Raw genomic sequence first — 22,949 nt, 5'->3', positions numbered from 1 at the left:
GAGATCGACGCCGGAGTTATCCGCCTTGACGCGGACCTTGACGTTGAAGTCGACCACGCGCTTGACGGCTACGAGGACTTTCATCGGGGACTCCTGAAAAAAAGCCGGGCCTCGCGGCCCGGAACAAGGGGTGACTCAGGGAATGGGGCGTCACCTGCGAGACAGCCAGGGGACTGTAGGAGCGAGGGGACGCCTGGTTCTTGCTCACGAACAGCTTTGCAGCGAGGTTTGTTCGCGAGCAAGCTCGCTCCTACGAAAAGCAGGAAGCGCCCTGCGTTGCTGTTTTGACGTTACCAACAGACTATGCAACGTCCATCAATTGACTGAACGCCTGCAGGTGGTGGTCGTCGTCGCCGAACTGGTGGCTGATCATCACCAGGTGCTTGGCATAGTGCGAGCCCAGGTATTCGTCGGTGAGGCCGATGCCGCCGTGCAGCTGGATGCACTGCTCGGAGATGAAACGGCCAGCACGGGTGACGATGTACTTGGCGGCGGCCAGGGCGCGGCTGCGCTCGGCGCTGTCCGGCTGGTCGGCGACGCAGGCGGCGAGAATCGCCATGCTGCTGGCCTGGTCCAGTTCGCCGCGCATGTCCACCATGCGGTGCTGCAGGACCTGGAAGGAGCCGATGGCTACGCCGAACTGCTTGCGGGTCTTCAGATAATCCAGGGTCAGCTCGCAGGTCGCTTCCATCGCCCCCACGGCTTCGGCACATTGCGCGGCGATGGCGCGGCCTTGCTGATAGCGCAGCGCCGCAAAGGCCGCGCCCGGTTCGCCCAGCACCCGTTCGGTAGCCACGAAGGCGCCATCGAGGTACAGCTCGCAAGCCTTGAAGCCATCGGCGGTCGGGTAGACGCGGCGCTTCACCCCGGCTTCAGTCGGGTCCAGCAGGAACAGAGCGATGCCCTGCTCGTCTCGCTCGGCACCGGAGACGCGCGCCGATACCAGGATCAGCCCGGCACTGTGCCCGCCAATCACCGCAACCTTGCGCCCGGACAGCCGCCAGCCGCCGTTCACCGCTTCGGCACGGGCGCTGACCGCATTGAGTTCGTAGTGGCTGTGCGGCTCCTCGAAGGCCACCGCAACCTGCAGTTCAGCGCTGGCCAGCGCGCCGATCAGCTCGTCTTTCTGCGTCTCGCTACCCAGCTGCGCAATCAGGCCGCCGGCGTAGACCACCGATTGCAGGTACGGCTCCAGGCACAGGCCACGGCCCAGCTCGGTGTGCACCAGCATGCTTTCCACGCCGCCACCGAAGCCGCCGTAGGCTTCCGGCAGGGACACCGAGGTCAGCCCCAGTTCGCCAAGCTGACGCCAGAAGTCCGCGCCGTAGCCCAGTTCGCTGCGGCGATAGGCTTCGCGTTGCTCGAATCCATAGGCATCACGTACCAGACGTGCCGCCGTGTCTTGCAGCATCTGCTGCTCTTCGTTGAGTTTGAAGTCCATAGTCGGCTGCCTCTCAGAGTCCGAGGTTCACTTTGGAAACGATGTTCTTCTGGATCTCGTTGGAGCCGCCGTAGATCGAGAGCTTGCGCATGATGAAGTACTGGCTGGCAGCGGTGGCGCTGTAGTCGGTGTGCAGCAGATCGCCGGTGCAGGCTTCCATTTCTTCTTCCAGGAACGGCAGCGCGTACGGGCCGACCGCCTTGCGCAGCAGGTGGGTGATGGCCTGGCGGATCTCGGTGCCGCGCACCTTGAGAATCGAACTCTCGGCGCCGCTGCCACCGCCTTCGCGGGCCGCGGCGAGGATGCGCAGGTTGCTCATCTCGGCCGCCATCAATTGCATTTCCAGCTCGGCGATCTGGGCGCGGAACAGCGGATCGTCGATCAGCGGCTTGCCACCCTTGTGCTCACGCGCCGCGATGGCCTTGAGCTGGCGCAGCAACTGCTTGGAGAAGCCAATGCCGGCAAGCCCCGTGCGTTCGTGGGTCAGCAGGTACTTGGCGCAGGTCCAGCCCTCGTTTTCCTTGCCGACGAGGTTGGCCACCGGGACTTTCACGTCGTCGAAGAACACTTCGTTGACTTCGTGCTCGCCGTCCAGGGTGATGATCGGCCGCACGGTCACGCCTGGCGACTTCATGTCGATCAGCAGGAAGCTGATGCCGCGCTGGGCCTGGGCCTGGGGGTCGGTGCGCACCAGGCAGAAGATCCAGTCGGCGTGCTGGCCCATCGTGGTCCAGGTCTTCTGGCCGTTGACGATGTAGTGATCGCCCTCGCGCACGGCGCGGGTCTTCAGGCTGGCGAGGTCGGAGCCGGAGCCAGGCTCGGAGTAGCCCTGCGCCCACCAGTCGGTCATGTCGAGGATGCGCGGCAGGTAATGGGCCTTCTGCTCCTCGGTGCCGAACTTGATGATCACCGGGCCGACCATCACGGCGCCGAACGGCAGCACGCGCGGCGCGCCAAAGATCGCGCACTCCTCTTCGAAGATGTACTTCTGCACCACGCTCCAGCCGGTGCCGCCGTGCTCCACCGGCCACAGCGAGGCATGCCAGCCGCGCTCGTTCAGGGTGCGCATCCAGAAGACGTTGTCTTCCTTGCTCAGGCGCTTGCCGAGCTTGACCTTGGCGGCCAGTTCGGCCGGCAGCTTGTCGCGCAGGAAGGCCCGCACTTCCTCGCGGAAGGCCAGCTCTTCGGGCGTGTAGTGGATGTCCATTGAGGTGTTCCTCAGACCTGTTGTTCTTGTGGGCCGCGCAGGGGCGACCGGTTGGGTACCGTCGTTGAGTATCGGGATGTGCCGAGGGGCTGGCTGTAGTTCGTTCGGACCAATTTCGGGAGGGATTTTTTGTTGGCCCGGGAAGTAGAAAGCCCGCACGGCGTGGGCCGGGCGGGCTTTTGTTCTTTGTAGGAGCGAGCTTGCTCGCGAACCAGATATCCCGGAAAGGATGGGGTAGCCGGTAACCTCTGTTCGCGAGCAAGAACTAGGCGTCCCCCTCGGTCCTACAGGTTTGCCCAACCTCGGCGCTGGATCAAAGCGCCGCCGCGCTCCCCAGGAAGGCCGTGACCTGGCTCGACAGCGTGCCGCCGTTACCATGCAGCAAGGCGATATCCGCCTTTTTCAGCTGCCGCTCGCCCGCCTGGCCGCGAATCTGCGTCACCGCTTCGAGGATCAGGAACATCCCGTACATCCCCGGATGCACGCAGGACAGACCGCCACCGTTGGTATTCACCGCCAGTTCGCCGCCGGGAGCGATGCGCCCGTCCTGGACGAAGCGCCCGCCCTCCCCCTTGGCGCAGAAGCCGAGGTCTTCGAGGAACAGGATGGTGTTGATGGTGAAGGCGTCGTAGAGCATCACCAGGTCGATGTCGGCGTGGCTCACACCGGCCATCTGCATGGCGCGCGGGCCGCTTTCCGAGGCGGCGGTGACGGTCAGGTCCGGCATGCACACCACCGAACGGTGCCACTGCGCGCCGCCTGCGCCGAGGAAGTACGCCGGCTTGTTCGGCAGGTCGCGGGCGCGATCGGCGCGGACCATGATGCAGGCGCCCGCGCCGTCGGTGACCAGGCAGCAGTCGGCGGCGCTCAGCGGGTCGCTGACCATCCGCGCGGCGAGCACGTCATCCATGCTCAGCGGGCCACGGGCAAAGGCCTCCGGGTTGAGGTTGGCCCAGCCGCGCGCGGCCAGCGCCACTTCCGCCAGTTGCTCGCGGGTGGTGCCGTACTGGTGCATGTGCCGGCTGGCCGCCAGCGCGTAGGAGGTGATCGGGTGGCGCGGCTTGTAGGTCGTCTCGTGCCACTGCGGTTCGCTCATCGACACCAGCTTGCCGCCAGCGGTGCGCTGGTTGGAGCCATAGCAGATCAGCGCCACGTCGCACAGCCCGGCCTGCAGTGCCAGGGTCGCCTGCAGCAGGTGCCATTCGAAGCTGGAACCGCCGACGTTGGTACCATCGACGAACTTCGGCTTGATGCCCAGGTACTCGCACACCGAGAGCGTCGGGAAGGCGTGGGAGCTGGTGGCGGAGAACACCGCATCGACGTCGGAGAGTTTCAGCCCGGCATCGGCGATGGCTTTCAGCGACGCCTGGCCGAGCAATTCCATTGCACTGAAACCGTGGGCCTCGCCGATACCGGCGCTGCCGATGCCGACGATGGCGGTCTTGCCGCGAAGGGACGCATTCATGCCTGCACCTCATCGATCACGTCGAACACCACGAGCGCCTGCCCCTCTTCCTCGATCACCCGAGCCTTCACTCGACTGCCGATGGACGCGGTTTCCCGGCCCTCGATGCGCGACATCATGCGCACGCCTTCGTCCAGGTCGATCAGCGCCACGTTGTGGCTGGCGTTGCGCGAGCGGTTCACGGTGATGGCGTAGATGCGTCCGGTGCCAGCCGCCTCTACCCATTCCAGGTCGGTTTCGCCGGTGCCGGGGATGGCAACGCGCGGGTAGAACACATGGCGGCCGCTGGACGCGCTGCGCTGGATCATGAAGCGGCCCTGCTGGAGGAATCGCTGGTACTGCGCCTCCGGCCCGACGGGCGCGGCGGCTTGGGGAGTCTCGGCCATGACAGGCTCCTGATTCACTTCTGATCGACGCGGCCGTGCAGGCTGCGCGTGTTATTGATGAAGGTGCCCTTGCCGCGCGCCACCAGCTTGTCGCCGTCGAGCAGGTCGCAGCTGGCCACGCTGATGCTGCGGCCGAGCTTGTGGATCTGCACCCGGACTTCGATCCAGCGTCCCGGCAGCGCCGGGCTCAGGTAGTCCATGTCCAGGTTGACGGTGGCCGGCGGCAGCTCGCTGCCGGCGGTCAGCTTGATCGCCGTGCCGAAGCCGGTGTCGGCCAGGGTCGCGAGGAAGCCGCCGTGGGCGATGCCCAGCGGATTCAGGTGCTCGGGCAGGATACGTGCGGCCACCATGCGGCGTTCCAGATTGACGTAGACGCCACGGCAATTGTTGACGAAGCCGGGCCGCACCATCGGCTCGAAGCCCGCCGGTACCGCACCGCCCTCCTCCACGCAATCCATCGCGCTCATGCCTCGTCTCCCAGGTAGCCACGGGCACGGCCCAGGGCGGCGCGGCAGTCGCGCACCATGCGTTCGAGCAGCTCGGCGCAGGTCGGGATGTCGTCGATCAGGCCCACGCACTGACCGGCGGTGACGATGCCGTCATCGGCTGCGCCGCTCTCCAGCGCCGCGCGGCCACGGGCTCCGGCCACCAGGTGGCGGATGTCCTCGAACTGCGCGTTGCCGCGCTGCTCGATGCTCACCACTTCCTCGGAGATCGGATTGCGCAGCACCCGCGCGGTGTTGTGCAGGGTGCGGAAGATCAGCCGGGTGTCACGCTCGGTGGCGCCGACCAGGGCGCGCTTGATGTTGTCGTGGATCGGCGCTTCGCGGGTGGCGCAGAAGCGCGTGCCCATGTTCACCCCTTCCGCGCCGAGCGCCAGTGCGGCGGCCATGCCACGTCCATCGGCGATGCCGCCGGAGGCGACCACCGGCACCTGCAGGCGGCTGGCCGCCAGCGGAATCAGCACCAGGCCCGGCACGTCGTCCTCGCCGGGATGGCCGGCGCACTCGAAGCCGTCGATGGACACCGCGTCCACGCCCAGGCTCTGCGCCTTGAGCGCGTGGCGCACGGCCACGCACTTGTGGATCACCGTCATGCCAGCCGCCTTGGCCTTGGCGATGAACTCGCCGGGGTTGTTGCCGGCGGTTTCCAGCACCTTCACGCCGCTGGCGATGATCACGTCCAGGTACTGCTCGTAGGGCGGCGGGTTGATCGACGGCAGCAACGTCAGATTGACACCGAAGGGCTTGTCGGTGAGCGTGCGGCAGCGCGCGATTTCCTCTCCCAGCGCCTCCGGGGTCGGCTGTGTCAGCGCGGTGAGGATGCCCAGGCCGCCGGCGTTGGAGACGGAGGCGGCCATCTCGGCGCGGCCGACCCACATCATGCCGCCCTGGATGATCGGGTAGCGGATGCCGAACAGCTCGGTAATGCGTGTTTTCATGCTGCTGTCTCGAAATTCGGTTGGATGGGAACGCTGCCGGGAGCGGCGCACGCTCCCGGCCAACGGACACTCACTGATCGAAGATGATCACCGAGCGGGCCAGCTCGCCGCGCTTGAGCTCGTCGAAGGCCTGGTTGATCTGCTCCAGCTTGATGCGCTGCGAGATCATCTCGTCGAGCTTCAAACGGCCCTGCATGTAGAAGTCCACCAGGCGCGGCAGGTCCACCGGGAAACGGTTGGAACCCATGAACGAGCCCTGGATTTTCTTCTCGCCGAGGAAATCCAGGCCAGGCAGTTCGATCTTCACACCCGGCTTGATCATGCCGATGATGGTCGCGCTGCCGCCACGACGGAGCATGCCGAAGGCCTGCTCGGCGGTCTGCTTGAGGCCGATGCATTCGAAGGCGTAGTGCACGCCGCCGCGAGTCATTTCCAGCACCTGCTGCACGGCATCGCCATCCTTGCCGTTGACCACATCGGTGGCACCGAAGGTCCTGGCCAGTTCCAGCTTGGAATCAAGCATGTCGATGGCGATGATCCGCGCGGCGCCGGCCAGGGCCGCGCCATTGATGGTTGCCAGGCCGATGCCGCCGCAACCGATCACCGCCACGGTTTCACCGGGACGCACATTGGCGGTGTTGAACACCGCGCCAGTACCGGTGATCACTGCGCAACCGAGCAGCGCGGCGCGGTCCAGTGGCATGTCCTTGCGGATCGCCACACAGGCGTTCTCGTGGACCAGCATCTGCTCGGCGAAGCCACCGAGGTTCATGAACTGCGGAATCGGCTTCTGCACGTAGCTCAGGCGCGGTTCTTCGTCGCTGCCGCGCTTGGTGCTGGGCGACTGGCAGCGGTTCATGTGGCCAGTCACGCAGTCGCTGCAGCAGCCGCAGAACGCCGACAGACAGGTAACCACGTGGTCGCCCGGCTTGACACTGCGCACATCGGCGCCGACCGCCTCGACGATACCGGCCGACTCATGGCCGAGCAGCACCGGCAACGGATAGGGATAGGTGCCATCGACCACGTGCAGGTCGGAGTGGCAGACACCGCTGGCAACGGTTCGGATCAGCACCTCGCGCGGACCGGGCTTGGCGATGCTGACCTCCTCGATGGTCAGCGCAGCGCCCGGTTGATGGAAAACGGCAGCCTTCATAAGGGAAAACCTCTTGGGCAGTGGGCGCGGCCCATACCGCGCCCGGTGGGTCTTAACGGGTGATCAGGGAGGCGACTATCTGCTTGACCTGCTCGATGTACGGGGGGCGCATCAGGTCGGGACCTTCGGCCGGCTTGAACACGGCCTTGGCGTGGCTGAAGGTGCGGAAGCCGTCGCGGCCGTGGTAGGCCCCCATGCCCGAAGGGCCGACGCCGCCGAACGGCAGGCTCTCGATACCGACGTGCTTGATCACGTCGTTGAGGGTCACCCCGCCGGAGGTGGTACGGCGCAGCACCTGGGCCTGTTCGTCGACGTCGTTACCGAAGTAATACAGGCCCAGCGGGCGCGGATGGGCGTTGATGTAGGCGATCACCTCGCCGATGTCCTTGTACGGCTTGAGCGGCAGCAGCGGGCCGAAGATCTCGTCCTGCATCACCTTCAGCTCGTCGCCGGGGTTGCGCAGCAGGGTCGGCGCCAGCTTGTGCGCGCTTTGCACGGCGAAGTCCTCGCCGGCCGGGTTCAGCTCGACCAGCTCGACGCCGGCCTCGCGCGCTTCGTCCAGGTAGCCCTGCAGGCGCTGCCGATGGCGGGCATTGATCACCGAGGTGTAGTCGGGGTTGTCGCGCAGGCTCGGGTAGAAGCGCGCCACCACCTCGCGGGCGCTGGCGATGAAGTCGTCCAGCGACTCCTCGGGGACGAACACGTAGTCCGGCGCCAGGCAGATCTGCCCGGCGTTGTGCAGCTTGCCGGCGACGATCTTCTGCACCGCGGCCTGGAAGTCGGCCGAACGGGAGATGATGGTCGGCGACTTGCCGCCCAGTTCCAGGGTCACCGGTACCAGGTTCTCGGCGGCGGCACGCATCACCTGCTTGCCGATGCTGGTAGCGCCGGTGAACAGCAGGTGGTCGAAGGGCTGGGCGCAGAACGCCTGGCCGACTTCCGGCCCGCCGGTGACCACGGCGACCTCGTCCTCGGCGAACACCGAGGCGATCATCCGCGCGATCAGCTCCGAGCTGTGCGGGGTGAACTCCGACGGCTTGATGATCGCCCGGTTACCGGCGGCCAGTACCCCGGCCAGGCCGGTGAAGACCATGTTCACCGGGAAGTTCCACGGTGTGACGATGCCCACCACACCCAGCGGCTGGTACTCCACCCAGGCCTCGCCACGCTCGCAGGGGCGCTGTTCGGGCTGCATCCAGCCGGCGAGCTGGGCCTTGGTCTGCTTCAGGCTCGCCAGCGGCGAAAGCACTTCCACCACGCGGGAGAAGTCATCGCTGCGCTGGCCGAAGTCGGCGCGCACGGCGGCGACGATCTCGTCCTGGTGATCGACCAGCAGGCCGATGGCGCGGTCGATCAGCTCGATGCGCCGCTCGGCGCTCATCGGCTCGCTGGCCAGGTGCGCGGCGCGCTGACGGTCGAGGATGGCGCGAATGTCGGCGCCGGGAGTGGTCTGGGTCATGACGGGTCTCCTGATAGGTTCTTCTGGTTATTCAGTCGTCGCGCAGGGTCGGCCACTGGTACTGCGGGGCTTCCTTGCGCATGAAGCGGGCCGAAGCTTCTTTCACGTAGCCGGAGGTGAGCGCCACGGCCTGGGCGGCGGCCTCGGCGTCGAGCTGGGTAGCCAGGTCGTTCTCGAAGCTGCGGGCCAGCAGGCGCTTGCTCATGGCGAAGGCCGGCGGCGACATCTGCGCAAGCGCCCGGGCCAGTTCCTCGGCGCGCGCGGCGGCGCGTTCACCCGCGTGGGTCTCCAGGGCGATGCCCAGTTGCACCGCTTCCGTCGCGCCGATTTCGCGGGCCGAATAAATGATCTCGCGAGCCCGCTGCATACCCACCAGGCGCGGCAGCAGCCAGGAGGCGGCAAGATCGGGGACCAGGCCGATGCGGGCGAAGGCCATGCAGAAGCGCGCCCGGTCACTGGCGATGACGAAGTCGGCGGCCAGGGCGAGGCTGAAGCCAGCGCCGTAGGCCACGCCATCCACCAGCGCCACCACGGGCCGGTCGAAGTCGGCCAGCGCCGCCAGCACCCGGTTGGTCTCGGTCATGCGCATGCGCACCGCACCGGCTTCGGGCGTGCCACCCATGCTGCTGACGTCACCGCCGGAGCAGAACGCCCCGCCGGCACCGCTCAGCAGCAGTGCGCGCACATCCGGGTTGCGGCGCAGTGCGGTAAGCGCGTCGATCAGTTCGGCGACCATCGCCGTGGACAGCGCGTTCTTGCGTTCCGGACTGGCCAGCGTCAGGCGCGCCAACCCGTCTTCGATAGAAAGTTCGATGCTCGACATGCGTACCTCATGGCAGGCATCCCGGCGGGAATGGCCGGGCCGCCCGGTGAGGCGGCCTGGCCCACCCGCATCACAGGGTGCGGGCGATGATTTCCTTCATGATTTCGTTGGAGCCGCCGAAGATGCGGCTCACCCGGGCGTTGGCGTACATCCGCGCGATGGGGTACTCGAGCATATAGCCGTAGCCGCCGTGCAACTGCAGGCACTCGTCGATCACCTTGCAGTTCTGCTCGGTGCTCCACCACTTGGCCATCGCTGCGGTCTCGCCGGACAGCTCGCCCTTGAGCACCTTGACCATGCAATCGTCGATGAAGGCGCGGGCGATGGTGGCGATGCTCTTGCACTCGGCAAGCTTGAAGCGGGTGTTCTGCAGGTCCAGCAGGGTCTGGCCGAACACCTTGCGGCTACGCACGTACTCGGCGGTTTCTTCCACCGCACGCTCCATCGTGGCCAGCGCGCCGAGGGCGATGATCATGCGTTCCTGGGGCAGTTGCTGCATCAGCTGGATGAAGCCCTTGCCCTCCTCCGGGCCGAGCAGATTCGCCGCCGGCACGCGCACATCGTCGAAGAACAGCTCGGTGGTGTCCTGGCCTTTCTGGCCGATCTTCTCGAGGATGCGACCACGGCGGAAACCGGCCAGGTCCTTGGTTTCGACGACCACGATCGAGGTGCCCTTGGCGCCTTTCTCCGGGTCGGTCTTGGCCACCACCAGGATGAGGTCGGCGTGGAAGCCGTTGGTGATGAAGGTCTTCGAGCCGTTGATGACGTACTCGTCGCCATCGCGCACGGCGCGGGTCTTGATCGCCTGCAGGTCGGAACCGGCGCCCGGCTCGGACATGGCAATAGCGCCCACCAGCTCGCCGCGGGCCATCTTCGGCAGCCACTCGAGCTTCTGCTCCTCGCTGGCGTAGCGCAGGATGTAGTGCGCGACGATGCCGCTGTGCACGTTGGTACCCAGGCTGGTGCACATTGCCCGGCTCTGTTCCAGGGTGACGATGGCGTCGTGGGCGAAGGTACCGCCGCCGCCACCGTACTGCTCGGGGATGCTCGGCAGCAACATGCCGAACTCGCCGGCCTTGAGCCAGATGTCGCGGTCGATGTGCTGCAGCTTCCACCAGCGCTCCTCATGGGGCGCCAGCTCGTTGGCGATGAAGCGGCGGATGGAGTCCTGGAAGATCACCAGGTCGTCGGTGATCCACGGCGATTGAGTGGCGCTCATGGCGGCTCCTCGGGAGACGATTCGGGAGAAAAGAAATCCAGCCGCCTGGCGGCGGCTGGAAAGGACGGTCAGGGACGACCGCCGCCGACAATCAGCACCTGGCCGGAGACGTAGTTGGACTCCGGGATGCAGAACAGGTACACGCCACCGGCGGCCTCTTCCGGGGTACCGGCGCGGCCCATCGGGATCAGCGACGCGGCGTTCTTCGCCATCTGCTCGCTGATGCCGACCTTCAGCTCGCGGCCGCCGACGTTGATGGTGGCGCCCTCGCCCGCCGCGGCGGAGGTCAGACGGGTTTCGATCAGGCCGAAGGCAACGCTGTTCACGCAGACCTTGTAGCGGCCCCACTCCTTGGCCAGCGCCTTGGTCAGGCCGTTGATCGCAGACTTGGCGGCCGAGTAGTTGGCCTGGCCGGGGTTGCCCATCACGCCGGATACGGAGGAGATGTTGACCACCTTGCGGAACACCTCGCGGCCTTCCCCGGCTTCCTTCTTGGCGGCTTCGCGGAAGTGTCCGGAAGCGGCACGCAGGATGCGGAACGGCGCGGAGACGTGGACTTCCATGATGTCGTCCCACTGCTGGTCGGTCATCTTCTGGATCACGTTGTCCCAGGTGTAGCCGGCGTTATTGACGATGATGTCGAGGCCGCCGAAGGATTCCAGGGCGGTCTTCACGAAACGCTCGCCGAAGTCCTTGTCGGTGACGCTACCGACACAGGCGACAGCCTTGCCGCCTTCGCTGACGATCTGCGCGACCACTTCCTCGGCCGGGGCCGCATCGAGGTCGTTGACCACCACGGCGGCGCCGTCGCGGTGCAGTTTCAGCGCGATTTCACGACCGATGCCACGACCGGAGCCGGAGACGATGGCGACCTGGCCTGCGAGTTTCTTGCTCATTGTTATTCTCCTGTTTCAGGCGTCCAGGGCCACGATGGCTTCGCCGGACAGTTTGATTTCACCCGCCTGGTTGCGGGTGGTGATTTCCAGGCGCAGGGTGCCGGCGGCCTCGTCCTTCTCCAGCACGCGGCCGGAGCAGGTGATGGCGTCACCCAGCTGGGTGATGGCGGCAAAGCGCACGGAGAAACCGCGCAGGCGCTCCTGCGGTACCCAGTTGGTCAGCAGTCGGCCCAGGTAGGCCATCGACAGCATCCCGTGGGCGAACACGTCGGGCATGCCAGCCTTCTTCGCGAAGTCGATGTCGACGTGGATCGGGTTGTGGTCCCCCGAGGCGCCGCAGTACAACGCCAGGGTGGTGCGGTTCACCGGATCGGTGGTGAAGCTCGGCAGTTCGTCGCCGACGGCGATAGCATTCAGGTTCACGCGCGTCTCCTTTTAGTTGCGTACGACCAGGCTGTTGCGCAGTTCCGCCACCAGCTCGCCGTCACCGTTGGTGACACGGGTTTCGCGTACCACGAACTCCAGGGCGCCACCCTTCTTGTCGTAGATGTCGACGATCTTCGTCTCGAACGACAGGCGTTCGCCGGCGAAGGCCATGCGGTGATAGGTGAAGCCCTGCTCGGCGTGGAGGATGCGGCCCAGGTCGATGTTCAGGCGCTTGAGCACCGAACCCGAACCGCCGGCTTCCATGTCCAGGCAGAAGAGGAAGGTCGGCGGTACCGGCAGGCCGGGGTAGCCGGCGTCGCGGGCGGCGGTCTCGTCGCTGTAGCGCGGGTCCGTCTGGCCGGTGGCCTTGGCGAAGAAGCGCAGGCGCCCCGCCTCGACCAGTTGCGTGTGGCTGGATACCACGGCGCCGATATGGCTCTTGTTGATCATGCGTGCGACTCCCGGATCACTGGCGTTGGTACAGGGTGACTACGCAGGCACCACCCAGGCCCAGGTTGTGCTGCAGGGCGAAGCGCGCACCGTCCACCTGAGTGGCGTCGGCGGTGCCGCGCAGCTGACGGGTCAGCTCGAAGCACTGGGCAAGACCGGTGGCGCCCAGCGGATGGCCCTTGGACAGCAGGCCGCCGGACGGGTTGGTGACCACGCGGCCGCCGTAGGTGTTGTCGCCGTCGAGGATGAACTTCTCGGCGGTGCCTTCGGGGGTCAGCATCAGGCCTTCGTAGGTGATCAGTTCGTTGGCGGTGAAGCAGTCGTGCAGCTCCACGACCTGGATGTCCTGCGGGCCGACGCCGGCCTTCTCGTACACGATATTGGCGGCGTTGCGGGTCATGTCGTAGCCCACCACTTTGCGCATGTCGCCTTCGTCGAAGGTGCTGTTGCGGTCGGTGGTCATGGACTGGGCGGCAATCACCACGTCGGTGCGCAGGCCGTGCTTCTTGGCGAAGGCCTCGGAGCAGACGATGGCGGCGGCGGCGCCGCAGGTCGGCGGGCAGCACTGCAGGCGGGTCAGCGGGTCGAAGATCATCGGCGAGGCCATGACTTCATCGACGCTCACCACATTGCGGAACACCGCCAGCGGGTTGCGCGCGGCGTGCTGGCTGGCCTTCACGCGGATGCGGGCGAAGACTTCGCGGCTGATGCCATATTCCTTCATGTAGGCGCGGCCGGCACCACCGAAGAACTGCGCGGCGCGCGGAGCGGCCTCGTCGAAGCCCTGCACCTGGATCATGGTCTTGGCGAAGCGGTCCATCGGACCGGTGCGATCGGTGTAGGCGCCCTTCAGTGCGCCCGGCACCATCTGCTCGAAGCCCAGGGCGATGGCGCAATCCACCGCACCGCTTTCCACGGCCTGGCGCGCCAGGAACAACGCGGTGGAGCCGGTGGCGCAGTTGTTGTTGACGTTGACCACCGGGATACCGGTCAGGCCGACGCCGTACACCGCGGCCTGGCCGCAGGTGGAGTCGCCGTAGACGTAACCCACGTAGGCCTGCTGCACCAGCGCATAGTCCACGCCGGCGTCGGCCAGGGCGGCCTTGGCCGCATTGGCGCCCATGATGTGGTATTCGTCGCTCTGGCCCGGCTTGGTGAAGGGGATCATGCCGACCCCTGCCACCACTACTTTATTGCTCATGTCGTTCTCCTTGGGGGTGAGTCGTGCAGTGCGCCGTCAGTTGACGGCACGTTTCTGGTCTTTCCAGTAGGGCGCGCGCAGGTCGCGCTTGAGTACCTTGCCGGCCGCCGAGAGCGGCAGCGCGGCAACGAACTCCACGGATTTCGGGCACTTGTAGCCCGCAATGTGCTGGGCGCAATGGGCACGGATGTCGTCGGGGCAGACGTCGCTGCCGGCGTGCAGCACCACCACCGCGTGCACCGCCTCGCCCCAGCGTTCGTGGGGGATGCCGATCACCGCGCAGCTCTGCACGGCCGGGTGGCGGGCCACCACGTTCTCGACCTCGGCGGAGTACACGTTCTCGCCGCCGGTGACGATCATGTCCTTCAGGCGGTCGACGATGAACAGGAAGCCGCGCTCGTCCATGTAGGCACCGTCGCCGGTGTGCAACCAGCCGTTGCGCAGGGCCTGGGCGGTCTCTTCCGGGCGGTTCCAGTAACCGAGCATGACGTTCGGGCCGCAGACGATGATCTCGCCCACGGTACCGCGCGGCACTTCGTTGCCCTCTTCGTCGACGATCTTCACCAGGCCGCCGTAGCCGCCACGACCGGCGCTGCGTACCAGGCCACTGGCGATGCCTGCGGCTTCGTGGGTCCATTCCGGGCTCACCGAGATCACCGGCGAGGACTCGGTCATGCCGTAGGCCTGCATGAAGGCGATGCCGGGGAGCTTGGCCAGCGCCTGCTCGAGCACCGGCAGGGAAATCGGCGAGGCGCCATAGGCCATGCGCTTCAGGCAGGACAGGTCGTGGCGCTCGAAGTCCGGGTGGCTGATCACCGCCTGCAGCATGGTCGGCACCAGCAGTATCTCGTTGATGCGTTCGCGCTCGATGGTCTGCAGCACTTCCAGCGCGTCGAACATCGGGATGAACACGTTGACGTCGCCGCTGATCACCTGGCTGAGGCAACGCGCCATCGCCGCGGTGTGGAACATCGGCGCGGCATGCAGGGTGCGCGACTGTTCCTCGGCCGGATATTCGGCCATGCGTGCCACGGCGGAGGACCAGAGGTTCATGTGCGACTGCATCACACCCTTGGGCAGGCCGGTGGTGCCGCCGGTGTACATGATCGAGGCCAGGTCGTTGCCGCCGCGCAGGGCATCGGCAATGGGCTGGTGGCTGGCGATCAGGCCTTCGAAGGAGTGCATGCCTTCGGGCGCCGCGCCGTCACCGACGTGGACCAGCACCGGGGCGCGCTTGGCGCCGGCGCGAATGCCTTCGGCCAGGTGCAGGAAGTGGTCGTCGATCAGCAGGATTTCGGTCTGGCAGTCGTCCAGCGAGTAGACGATCTCCGGCACGCTCCAGCGGATGTTCACCGGGTTCAGCACGCCACCGCCCCACCAGGTGGCGAGCATGTATTCCAGGTAGCGGTCAGAGTTCAGGGCCAGCATGCCGACCCGGTCGCCGACGCGCATGCCCAGCGCCTGCAGGGCCGCCGCCAGCCGCGAGACGCGCTCGCCCTGCTCGCGGAAGGTCCGCGTGCGGCCGCGAAAGATGGTCGCGACGTGGTCCGGGTCCTGCTGCAGCATGCGCTGCAGGCCTTGGGTCAGGTACATGGAGGGTCTCCAATGGGTGTTGTTCTTGTGCGATCGATACTAGGGAGCGACGCCGGACGCGGCGTCGGTCGAAGGGATGAACCTGCAGGGGATTGATGGATGGTTCGAATGAACTAGAGGGACGACGCGGCGGATGACGGTTCGCGAGCTCGCCCCTGCAGGCGCGCGCCGGACAGCTCTTCTTAGGAGTGAGCTCGCTCGCGAAGCGGACGCTCCAGCAGCGAGGGACCAACCTGCACGCAATAAAAAGGGCCAGGCGCCCGAAGCCGCCCGGCCCTCCCCCGTACAACCCCGTCTCAGCCCGTCAGCGCTTCGCCGCGGGCCTTTGTGCGGTCACCCTGGCCAGCGCGGTAGTCCACCAGCAGCAGGTCCGCGCACCGCTCGCCCACCATGATGGCTGGCGCGTTGGTGTTACCGCCGACCTGCGCCGGGAACACCGAGGCATCCGCCACCCGCAGCCCCTGCACGCCACGCACGCGCAGCTGCGGATCGACCACCGACTGCTCGTCGCCACCCATCCGGCAACTACCCACCGGGTGATAAACGTTGTCGCAATGCTCGCGGATCATCTGCTTCACGGCTTCGTCGTCGCTGCCGTCGAACTTCAGGTGTCCGTGGAACAGCGGTTTTCCGCCGAAGCGCGTGAGCACCGGCTGTTCGAGGATCTGGTGGACGATCTTCACGCCCTTGAGCATGGTCGCCATGTCACGCTCGTCCTTCAGCAGGTTCAGCTCGATCTGCGGAGCATCGCGCATGTCCGCGCTGGTCAGGCGGATCTGTCCGCGGCTGTGCGGGCGCAGTACACATACATGGACGGAATAGCCGCTGCCGTAGTGGAAGGTGCGCCCGTGGTTGTCGCCCGAGGACATCACGAAGTGCAGTTGGATGTCCGGATCGGCCAGGCCGGGGTCGGTCTTGAGGAAGGCGCCGGCCTCGGTGAAGGTGCGGGTGAACAGGCCGCCGCGCTCGCGCTTGTACTTGCGCCATTGCCCCAGGTAGCTGAGCGCGCCGCGCACGGTCACGCCGAACAGGTCGGTGCTGAAGATGCGCTTGTGCAGGATCAGGTCCGGGTGTTCCTGGAGGTTCTGCCCCACCTGCGGCGCATCGTGCAGCGGGGTGATCCCCATCTGGCGCAGGTGCGCGGCCGGGCCGATGCCGGAAACCATCAGCAGTTGCGGCGATACCAGGCTGCCGGCACAGACGATCACTTCCCGTGCGGCATGCAGTTCAACTTCCCGGCCCTCGCGCTCCACCAGCACGCCGACCGCACGCTTGTCCTGGAACAGGACGCGCAGCGCCCGGGTACCGGTGAGTACCTGCAGGTTGCTCCGGCCGCCGTTGTGCGCCGCATCCTCGGCCTTGCCACGGTGCAGGTAGGCTCGCGCCGAGTTCCAGCGCTCGCCGTTGAACTGGGTGACCTGGAAGTAACCCACGCCCTCCTGCTTCGGCCCATTGAAGTCGTGGTTGTACGGGTGGCCGACGCTGGCCGCCGCCTCGATGAAATGGCGCGCCCACGAGCAGGGCGAACGCGGATCGGTCACATGCAGCGGGCCACTGCCGCCGTGCAGTTCGTCGTCACGGCCGGCGACGCGCTCGTTGTTCTCGGCGCGCTTGAAGAACGGCAGAACTTCCTTCCAGCTCCAGCCTTCGCAGCCCTGGCGGGCCCAGCCGTCATAATCCGACGGCGTGCCACGCAGGTACAGCATGCCGTTGATCGACGAGCTGCCGCCCAGCCCGCGACCGCGCGGCAGGTAGCTGGCGCGCCCGGCCAGGCTCGGCTGCGCGGTACTTTCGTAGGCGTAGTTGTAATCGCCCTTGCGCGGAATGGTCAGCACCAGACCGACCGGTACCGTCACCTTGCCGTTGTGGTCGTGGCCACCAGTTTCCAGCAGTGCGACCTTGCAGCCGGCATCGGCGAGGCGTCCCGCCACGGCGCAGCCGGCGGAACCTGCGCCGACCACGATGTAATCGAATATCCGTTCCATCTGTTCACCTTTCTTATTGTTGAGACGGGGCGCGGATCAGATGACTCCGGCGCCCTTCAATGCACTGATGCGGGCATCTGGGACGCCCCAGTCGCGCAGCACGGCGTCACTCTGCGGCTCGCCCTGGGCCTGTGTCGGAGTGGCCGCCGGAGTGCGGCTGAAACGTGGAGCCGGCGCCGGCTGGAGTACGCCGTCAAGTTCGAGGTAGGTGCCGCGCTCGCGGTTATGCGGGTGCTGCGCGGCCTCGGCCCAGCCCAGCACCGGGGCGAAGCAGGCGTCGCTGCCCTCCAGCAGTTCGCACCACGCATCGCGGCTGCGCTGGAGGAACAGCGCGGCCAGCTTGGCCTTGAGTTCGGGCCACTGGCTGGGGTCCATCTGCCGCTGGAACTGCGGATCGTCGATGCCGCAGCGTTGCAGCAATTCGGCGTAGAACTGCGGTTCGATGGCGCCCAGGGCGATGAACCGGCCATCGGCGCATGCGTAGGTGTCGTAGAAGTGCGCGCCGCCGTCGAGCAGGCTGACGCCGCGTTCGTCGCTGAGCCGGCCGGCGGCGCGGAAGCCGTACATCATGGCCGAGAGCAGCGCGGTGCCGTCGGTCATGGCCGCGTCCACCACCTGGCCGCGCCCGGACTGGCGCGCCTCCAGCAGCGCGCAGAGCACGCCGAAGCCCAGCAGCATGCCGCCGCCGCCGAAGTCGCCGATGTAGTTGTGCGGCACCACCGGCTTCTCGCCGGGACGACCGATGGCATGCAGCGCGCCGGCCAGGGCGATGTAGTTGATGTCGTGGCCGGCAGCCTGGGCCAGCGGGCCAGTCTGGCCCCAGCCGGTCATGCGCCCGTAGACCAGTTTCGGGTTGCGCTGCAGGCACTGCTCCGGCCCCAGGCCCAGGCGCTCCATCACGCCGGGACGGAAGCCCTCGATCAGCGCGTCGGCGCCCTCCACCAGTTGCAGCAGGGTTTCCACCCCTTCGGGCTTGCGCAGGTCCAGGGCGACCACACGGCGACCCCGGCCGAGCACGTCGAAGCGAGCCCGCTCGCCCAGCGCCTGGCCGGGACGCTGCACGCGGATGACCTCGGCGCCCATGTCGGCCAGCAGCATGGCGCAGAAAGGCGCCGGCCCCAGGCCGACCATTTCGATTACCTTCAATCCCGTCAGCGGGCCCGCCATCGCATCGCTCCTGTAAATGCCGGACCATCCGGCGATCACCCAGCCTAGCGCCCCCCACTGCACCAACAATGGTTCGAAGGAACGAAAGTCCCACTAGTCCTTCAGGGCACTGGCGTGCCTCAAACTTCGCTTAGTTCGAAAGGACGACTGCCCCGCTTCCACCGACCGTGGCAAGATGCTCCGATACAGAACAACAAATGAGCCGGAGGCAGCGCCCAGCGCAGCCAATCGACCGGCCAGCGGAGTCGCTATGTCCGTCCAAGTTCCGCCGCTGCGCATCCTGGCCAGCAAGTTCGCCGTTCCTTCGGCCGCCAGCACCCACCTGCCCCGCCAGCACCTGCTGGAGCAGATGGAGCAGGCCGATGCCGCGCGCCTGATCCTCATCCGTGCCGCCGCCGGTTTCGGCAAGACCACCCTGTTGCAGCAGTACCGCGAGCGCAGCCTCGGCGCCGGCCGCCAGGTGCTCTGGCTCAACCTCGACGCCGCCGACAACGACCTGCTGCGCTTCGTCACGCACTTGTCCTCCGGCCTGCACCAACTGGACGGCAGCGCGCCCGCCGAAAATGCATGCCGACCCCAGTCGATGCAGGACCTTCTGGAAGAACTGTCCGACCGAACCCAGCCCTTTGCCCTGCTGTTCGACGAGTTCGAAGCCGTGAACAACCCGGCAGTGCTCAGTTTCGTCCAGCAACTGATCGACGCCCTGCCCTCCTGCGGCGTCCTGCTGATCGCCTCGCGGGCCACCCCGGACATCGGCCTGGGCCGCATCCGCGCGCGCGGCCAGTTGCTGGAGATCAACCCCGGCGCACTGCGCTTCTCCATCGACGAGGCAACCCGCTTCATCCGCGACAAGCGCCAGTTGCCGCTGCGCGACAACGAGATCGCCACCCTGCACCGCTGCACCGAGGGCTGGATCACCGCCATCTACCTGGCCAGCCTGTCGCTGCAGGACCGCACCGACCACGCCGCCTTCGTCGCCAGCTTCTCCGGCAGCAACCTGGAGCTGGCCGAGTACCTGGCCGAGGACATCCTGGCCCGGCAGAGCGACGAATGCCGCGAGTTCCTGCTGCAAACCAGCGTGCTCGACCGGCTCACCGCGCCGCTGTGCGACGCCGTCACCGGCCAGGGCAACGGCCAGGCCATGCTCGACTACCTGGAGCACGCCAATCTGTTCATCTTCCCGGCGGACAACGAGCATCAGTGGTTCCGCTACCACAGCCTGTTCGCCAGCTACCTTCGCGATGCTCTGGAGCGCCGCTATCCGGGCCGCTCCACCGAACTGCACCGCTCGGCGGCGCACTGGTACCTGACGCAGGGGCGCCCGGTACCGGCCATCGACCACCTGCTGCACGCCCAGGAACGCGAGCTGGCGGCGCGCCACCTGGCCGAACACATCAAGGGCCTGATCGATGCCGGCCGCGCGCGGCTGCTGCTGCGCTGGCTGGACCAGGTTCCGGCAACCGTGCTGCGCGAATACCCCGAGGTCTGCCTGGCGTACTCCTGGGCGCTGGCGGTGCACCGCCGCTACTCCGACGCGCACAAGGCCATCGGCCTGCTTGAGCGCTCCGCCGACGAGCTCCCGCAGGCCCTGCAGGCCGAGACCATCCGCTGCATGCTGCTGGCGGTCACCGACCAGGTGGAGGAATGCTGTGTCGCCAGCCTGGCGCATATCCAGCGGCTGCCGGAGGAAGAGCAGTTCCAGTACGGCGTGACGGCCAACAGCCTGGCCTACAGCCTGATCGCCACCGGCCGTTATGAGGAAGCGCGCAGCCTGCTGTCCCGCGCCATCCTGCGCTGCTCGCAGAATCGGATGATGTCGATGGGCGGCGTGGCCAACAGCATCGAGGCAGTCCTGGAGCTGGTCCAGGGCCGCCTGGGCAACGCCCTGGCGCGCCTGCAGGCGGCCAGCCAACAACACTGGGGCAAGGACAACGGCCAGGACCCGGGTGGGCGGCCGTCCCTGGAATGCACCCTCGGCACCGTGCTCTACGAAACCGACTCCCTGGACGAAGCGGCCCAGCTGTTAGACGACGTGCTGCCCAGCGCCAAGGAAAGCAGCCCGCCGGATTCACTGATCTCCAGCCATGTCCTGCTGGCGCGCATCACGCTGCTGCGCGGCGACCGCGACAGCTGGCTGCGCCATCTGGCGGACCTGGAACAGATCGGCCAGCAGGCCGGCTCGGCCCGGGCGATCTGCTCGGCCTGGCTGGAACGCGCCCGTGTCGCCACCCTGGAGAACCGCCTGGACGCGGCCGCGCAAGCACTGCGCTACGCCGAACTGCACGGCGACTGGGAACAGCCCGGCATCCTGCACTACGGCAATGACGTCGACATCCCCAGCATCGCCCGCCTGCGCCTGCGCATCGCCCGTGGCGACTACGCCGAGCCGGAACAGCAACTGCGCGAGGCCATGACCGCCGCCCGGCAACGCCAGCATCAACGCCGCGAACTCAAGTTGCGCCTGCTTCACGCACTGGCGCTGGACGGCCTTGGGCGCAGCGAAGAAGCCTTCGACGAACTGACCGAAGCCTTGTGTTTCGCCAGCCACGAAGGCTTCCTGCGGACCTTCCTCGACGAGGGCCCGCGTCTGGGCAGCCTGCTACAGCGCTGGGCGGTGACCTGTCAGGCGCAGAGCCGCGCCCTGGGCATCGAGCCCCGCTACCTCGCCACCCTGTTGCAGCGCTTCGCCGGCAATGGCGAGACACCCAGCCAGGGCGCCGCCGCCGGCAGCGGCGGCGAGGCCCTGACCAGCCGCGAGATCCAGGTGATCCGCCTGCTCGCCGCCGGCCACCGGAACAAGGTGATCGCCGAGAAGATGTTCCTCTCCGAGTTCACCGTGAAGTCGCACCTGCGCAACATCAACGCCAAGCTGGGCGCCCAGGGGCGGACCGAGGCAGTGGCCATTGCGCGGGCACGGGGGATGCTGGATTAGAACGCAAACGCGTTCGTAGCGGGGCACCACGGTGTCCCGGTATACGCCAGCCCCGCCACCAGAACTCGCCGACGTTCTTTTGTAGGAGCGAGCTTGCTCGCGAACGGATTCACCTGCAGCCCCAAAGCTGAACGACGCGGGGACGGCCCCGCTGGCGAACAGATGCCGTGTGAAGACAGTTGCTCCTACGAAAACACACCGGTAGGCGTGAACGTGCAGTCAGTTGCCCAACGCGGCCCCCACGAAGTCCTGCAACTGGCGGCGCACCAGCGCCAGGTCGATGCGCGCCGGCTTGAGCAGGTACTGCAGCATCACACCCCGCATCGCCCCCAGGACCAACGCGGCGCCGGCGGCCGGGTCGATCTGCGCGCGGATCTCGCCCTGCTCGATGCCATGACGGATATGCCCGGACAGGTAATCGACGACCTGCGCGTTGTATTCGCCCAGCACCTCGGCGGTGTCCGAGTCCTCGGTCACCGCCTCGGCCATCAACGCCAGCAGGCAACGGTTGTTCAGCCACTCGTCCTCGTCCGGCGAGAGGTAGACGCCCACGAAGCCGATCAGCGTCTGCAGGCCCCGGGCGAAACGCGGCGCGGCGCGTACCTGGTCCATGAAGCAGGCGTTGGCGTGGCCCGCCAGCGCGCGCAGCAGCTCGGCCTTGCTGCCGAAATGGTGGGTTGCCAGGCCACGGCTGTACCCGGCCTCGGTACCCACCTCGGCCAGGGTCATGCCCGCCCAGCCCTTGCGCGCCACGATGCGCCGCGCGGCTTCGAGCAGGCGCTGTTCGGCCTCGCTGCGCCGCTCCTGCTGGGTGCGCCGCTGCGGCGCCGGTTTGGCTGCGGGGGTTTGCATGGGGACTACCTCATCTGCCCTTGAATCGTGGTTCGCGCCGTTCGGTCATGGCCTGGGTGCCCTCGGCGAAGTCTTCGCTGCGGATCTGCCACGCCTGCTCGTCGGCCTCGCGCTCCACCGCACGCTCGACCTGCTCGGCCAGGCCCTGGCGCAGGGTTTCCCGGGTCGACAGCAGCGACAGCGGCGCGCACAGGGCGATCTCCCCGGCCAGGGCGAGCGCAGCTTGCCGTTCCTCGCCGGCCGGCGCAAGCACGTCGGCCAGGCCGATGCGCACGGCCTCGGCGCCGTCGATACGGCGCCCGGTGGCCAACAGCAGGGCCGCCTGCTGCTGACCGAGCAGGCGCGGCAGTGTCACGGAAAGGCCGAAGCCGGGATGAATACCCAGGCGATTGAAATTCGCTGAGAAGCGCGCCCGTTCGCTGGTCACGCGGAAGTCGGCGAACAGCGCAAGGCCCAGGCCACCCCCGACGGCGGCGCCCTCCACCACGCAGATCACCGGTTTGCGCACGCGGAACAGGCGCACCGCGAAGCGGTACAGGCGCCGCGGGAACTCCGGGTCGCGCTGCTCGGCCCCGGAGAAGTCGGCGCCGGCGCAGAACACCTTGCCCTGCGCCTGCAGCACGGTCACCCGGCATTGTTCCAGGCTGTCGAGGTAGTCGAGGGCAGCAACCAGATCCTCGATCAGTTCCTTGTCGAAATAGTTGTAGGGCGGGCGGCTGAACTCCAGCACGGCGACATGCCCCTGCAGCTCCAGGGACAGGCCGCGTCCCGGGGTGAATCCTGGCGTCGCTGACATCGTGTTCTCCTCGGTGATAGGCAACCGGGCACCGCTTGCCCGGATGCGAAGATT

At 67.1% G+C, this 22,949-nt stretch carries 20 protein-coding genes and 1 pseudogene; 1 reads left to right on the top strand and 20 read right to left on the bottom strand.

Going from position 1 to position 22,949, the window contains the following annotated elements; translation table 11 throughout:
• The 18 genes and pseudogenes from ACYCAX_RS06610 to ACYCAX_RS06525 all read right to left on the bottom strand — a co-directional run.
• A pseudogene (locus ACYCAX_RS06610) lies at positions 1–84 on the bottom strand (electron transfer flavoprotein subunit beta/FixA family protein); the annotation flags it as partial.
• A 217-nt stretch (positions 85–301) separates the two neighbouring features.
• Positions 302–1,441, bottom strand: a complete 1,140-nt coding sequence (locus ACYCAX_RS06605) for an acyl-CoA dehydrogenase family protein (protein ID WP_294976918.1) — start codon at positions 1,439–1,441, stop codon at positions 302–304.
• 13 nt (positions 1,442–1,454) lie between these two features.
• Positions 1,455–2,648, bottom strand: a complete 1,194-nt coding sequence (locus ACYCAX_RS06600; protein WP_015477203.1) for an acyl-CoA dehydrogenase family protein — start codon at positions 2,646–2,648, stop codon at positions 1,455–1,457.
• 313 nt (positions 2,649–2,961) lie between these two features.
• Positions 2,962–4,113 (bottom strand): thiolase, encoded by a 1,152-nt coding sequence (locus ACYCAX_RS06595; protein WP_460247642.1) that lies wholly within the window; start codon positions 4,111–4,113, stop codon positions 2,962–2,964.
• Entirely contained in the window at positions 4,110–4,499 is a 390-nt protein-coding gene (locus ACYCAX_RS06590) for a Zn-ribbon domain-containing OB-fold protein (RefSeq protein ID WP_015477201.1), read from the bottom strand. Before ACYCAX_RS06590 ends, ACYCAX_RS06595 begins: the two co-directional genes overlap by 4 nt.
• A 14-nt stretch (positions 4,500–4,513) precedes the next feature.
• Entirely contained in the window at positions 4,514–4,966 is a 453-nt protein-coding gene (locus tag ACYCAX_RS06585) for a PaaI family thioesterase (protein WP_294976910.1), read from the bottom strand.
• Positions 4,963–5,940 (bottom strand): NAD(P)H-dependent flavin oxidoreductase, encoded by a 978-nt coding sequence (locus tag ACYCAX_RS06580; protein ID WP_460247641.1) that lies wholly within the window; start codon positions 5,938–5,940, stop codon positions 4,963–4,965. Before ACYCAX_RS06580 ends, ACYCAX_RS06585 begins: the two co-directional genes overlap by 4 nt.
• Positions 5,941–6,010: 70 nt before the next feature.
• Positions 6,011–7,096 carry a Zn-dependent alcohol dehydrogenase gene (locus tag ACYCAX_RS06575; RefSeq protein WP_460247640.1) on the bottom strand — a complete coding sequence of 362 codons (1,086 nt, stop codon included), beginning with the start codon at positions 7,094–7,096 and terminating at the stop codon, positions 6,011–6,013.
• A gap of 52 nt (positions 7,097–7,148) precedes the next feature.
• Positions 7,149–8,555, bottom strand: coding sequence for a coniferyl aldehyde dehydrogenase (locus ACYCAX_RS06570; protein WP_294976905.1), 1,407 nt, complete (start codon positions 8,553–8,555; stop codon positions 7,149–7,151).
• Positions 8,556–8,586: 31 nt separating this feature from the next.
• Positions 8,587–9,378 (bottom strand): enoyl-CoA hydratase/isomerase family protein, encoded by a 792-nt coding sequence (locus ACYCAX_RS06565; RefSeq protein WP_294976902.1) that lies wholly within the window; start codon positions 9,376–9,378, stop codon positions 8,587–8,589.
• Positions 9,379–9,448: 70 nt separating this feature from the next.
• Positions 9,449–10,597, bottom strand: a complete 1,149-nt coding sequence (locus tag ACYCAX_RS06560; protein WP_460247639.1) for an acyl-CoA dehydrogenase family protein — start codon at positions 10,595–10,597, stop codon at positions 9,449–9,451.
• A gap of 68 nt (positions 10,598–10,665) precedes the next feature.
• A complete protein-coding gene (locus tag ACYCAX_RS06555; RefSeq protein ID WP_294976896.1) occupies positions 10,666–11,493 on the bottom strand; it encodes an SDR family NAD(P)-dependent oxidoreductase in 828 nt (275 codons plus the stop codon).
• A 15-nt stretch (positions 11,494–11,508) separates the two neighbouring features.
• A complete protein-coding gene (locus ACYCAX_RS06550; RefSeq protein ID WP_015477193.1) occupies positions 11,509–11,916 on the bottom strand; it encodes a MaoC family dehydratase in 408 nt (135 codons plus the stop codon).
• Between the two features lie 12 nt (positions 11,917–11,928).
• Entirely contained in the window at positions 11,929–12,369 is a 441-nt protein-coding gene (locus tag ACYCAX_RS06545) for a MaoC family dehydratase N-terminal domain-containing protein (protein ID WP_460247638.1), read from the bottom strand.
• Positions 12,370–12,385: 16 nt separating this feature from the next.
• Entirely contained in the window at positions 12,386–13,570 is a 1,185-nt protein-coding gene (locus ACYCAX_RS06540) for a lipid-transfer protein (protein ID WP_015477191.1), read from the bottom strand.
• A 36-nt stretch (positions 13,571–13,606) separates the two neighbouring features.
• Positions 13,607–15,163, bottom strand: coding sequence for an acyl-CoA synthetase (locus tag ACYCAX_RS06535; protein WP_460247637.1), 1,557 nt, complete (start codon positions 15,161–15,163; stop codon positions 13,607–13,609).
• A 296-nt stretch (positions 15,164–15,459) separates the two neighbouring features.
• The gene (locus tag ACYCAX_RS06530; RefSeq protein ID WP_294976886.1) at positions 15,460–17,148 is read right to left on the bottom strand and encodes a GMC family oxidoreductase; all 1,689 of its coding nucleotides are present in this window, start codon (positions 17,146–17,148) and stop codon (positions 15,460–15,462) included.
• Positions 17,149–17,184: 36 nt separating this feature from the next.
• Positions 17,185–18,315 carry a CaiB/BaiF CoA transferase family protein gene (locus tag ACYCAX_RS06525; protein ID WP_294976883.1) on the bottom strand — a complete coding sequence of 377 codons (1,131 nt, stop codon included), beginning with the start codon at positions 18,313–18,315 and terminating at the stop codon, positions 17,185–17,187.
• A 250-nt stretch (positions 18,316–18,565) separates the two neighbouring features.
• Here ACYCAX_RS06525 and ACYCAX_RS06520 point away from each other — a divergent pair, with 250 nt between their 5' ends.
• Entirely contained in the window at positions 18,566–21,247 is a 2,682-nt protein-coding gene (locus ACYCAX_RS06520; protein WP_460247636.1) for a LuxR C-terminal-related transcriptional regulator, read from the top strand.
• Positions 21,248–21,466: 219 nt separating this feature from the next.
• On the opposite strand, the gene ACYCAX_RS06515 is transcribed toward ACYCAX_RS06520, so the two are convergent.
• On the bottom strand, positions 21,467–22,099 hold the full coding sequence (locus tag ACYCAX_RS06515) for a TetR/AcrR family transcriptional regulator (protein WP_015477186.1): 633 nt from the start codon (positions 22,097–22,099) through the stop codon (positions 21,467–21,469).
• 10 nt (positions 22,100–22,109) lie between these two features.
• Positions 22,110–22,895 (bottom strand): enoyl-CoA hydratase/isomerase family protein, encoded by a 786-nt coding sequence (locus ACYCAX_RS06510; RefSeq protein ID WP_294976877.1) that lies wholly within the window; start codon positions 22,893–22,895, stop codon positions 22,110–22,112.
• Positions 22,896–22,949: the final 54 nt, after the last annotated feature.

This window comes from Pseudomonas sp. MT3 (genome assembly GCF_054720805.1).
Note: the sequence above shows the minus strand (reverse complement) of the source record. Positions and strands in the feature narration are given on the sequence as shown.

Excerpts from the sequence above, each read along its gene's own strand:
- ACYCAX_RS06570 (WP_294976905.1), bottom strand. The coding sequence starts at position 8,555 with ATGACCCAGACCACTCCCGGCGCCGACATTCGCGCCATCCTCGACCGT.
- ACYCAX_RS06510 (WP_294976877.1), bottom strand. The coding sequence starts at position 22,895 with ATGTCAGCGACGCCAGGATTCACCCCGGGACGCGGCCTGTCCCTGGAG.
- ACYCAX_RS06525 (WP_294976883.1), bottom strand. The coding sequence starts at position 18,315 with ATGGCGGGCCCGCTGACGGGATTGAAGGTAATCGAAATGGTCGGCCTG.
- ACYCAX_RS06535 (WP_460247637.1), bottom strand. The coding sequence starts at position 15,163 with ATGTACCTGACCCAAGGCCTGCAGCGCATGCTGCAGCAGGACCCGGAC.
- ACYCAX_RS06515 (WP_015477186.1), bottom strand. The coding sequence starts at position 22,099 with ATGCAAACCCCCGCAGCCAAACCGGCGCCGCAGCGGCGCACCCAGCAG.
- ACYCAX_RS06545 (WP_460247638.1), bottom strand. The coding sequence starts at position 12,369 with ATGATCAACAAGAGCCATATCGGCGCCGTGGTATCCAGCCACACGCAA.
- ACYCAX_RS06540 (WP_015477191.1), bottom strand. The coding sequence starts at position 13,570 with ATGAGCAATAAAGTAGTGGTGGCAGGGGTCGGCATGATCCCCTTCACC.
- ACYCAX_RS06565 (WP_294976902.1), bottom strand. The coding sequence starts at position 9,378 with ATGTCGAGCATCGAACTTTCTATCGAAGACGGGTTGGCGCGCCTGACG.
- ACYCAX_RS06600 (WP_015477203.1), bottom strand. The coding sequence starts at position 2,648 with ATGGACATCCACTACACGCCCGAAGAGCTGGCCTTCCGCGAGGAAGTG.
- ACYCAX_RS06530 (WP_294976886.1), bottom strand. The coding sequence starts at position 17,148 with ATGGAACGGATATTCGATTACATCGTGGTCGGCGCAGGTTCCGCCGGC.
- ACYCAX_RS06560 (WP_460247639.1), bottom strand. The coding sequence starts at position 10,597 with ATGAGCGCCACTCAATCGCCGTGGATCACCGACGACCTGGTGATCTTC.
- ACYCAX_RS06520 (WP_460247636.1), top strand. The coding sequence starts at position 18,566 with ATGTCCGTCCAAGTTCCGCCGCTGCGCATCCTGGCCAGCAAGTTCGCC.
- ACYCAX_RS06580 (WP_460247641.1), bottom strand. The coding sequence starts at position 5,940 with ATGAAAACACGCATTACCGAGCTGTTCGGCATCCGCTACCCGATCATC.
- ACYCAX_RS06590 (WP_015477201.1), bottom strand. The coding sequence starts at position 4,499 with ATGGCCGAGACTCCCCAAGCCGCCGCGCCCGTCGGGCCGGAGGCGCAG.
- ACYCAX_RS06595 (WP_460247642.1), bottom strand. The coding sequence starts at position 4,113 with ATGAATGCGTCCCTTCGCGGCAAGACCGCCATCGTCGGCATCGGCAGC.
- ACYCAX_RS06575 (WP_460247640.1), bottom strand. The coding sequence starts at position 7,096 with ATGAAGGCTGCCGTTTTCCATCAACCGGGCGCTGCGCTGACCATCGAG.
- ACYCAX_RS06555 (WP_294976896.1), bottom strand. The coding sequence starts at position 11,493 with ATGAGCAAGAAACTCGCAGGCCAGGTCGCCATCGTCTCCGGCTCCGGT.
- ACYCAX_RS06605 (WP_294976918.1), bottom strand. The coding sequence starts at position 1,441 with ATGGACTTCAAACTCAACGAAGAGCAGCAGATGCTGCAAGACACGGCG.
- ACYCAX_RS06585 (WP_294976910.1), bottom strand. The coding sequence starts at position 4,966 with ATGAGCGCGATGGATTGCGTGGAGGAGGGCGGTGCGGTACCGGCGGGC.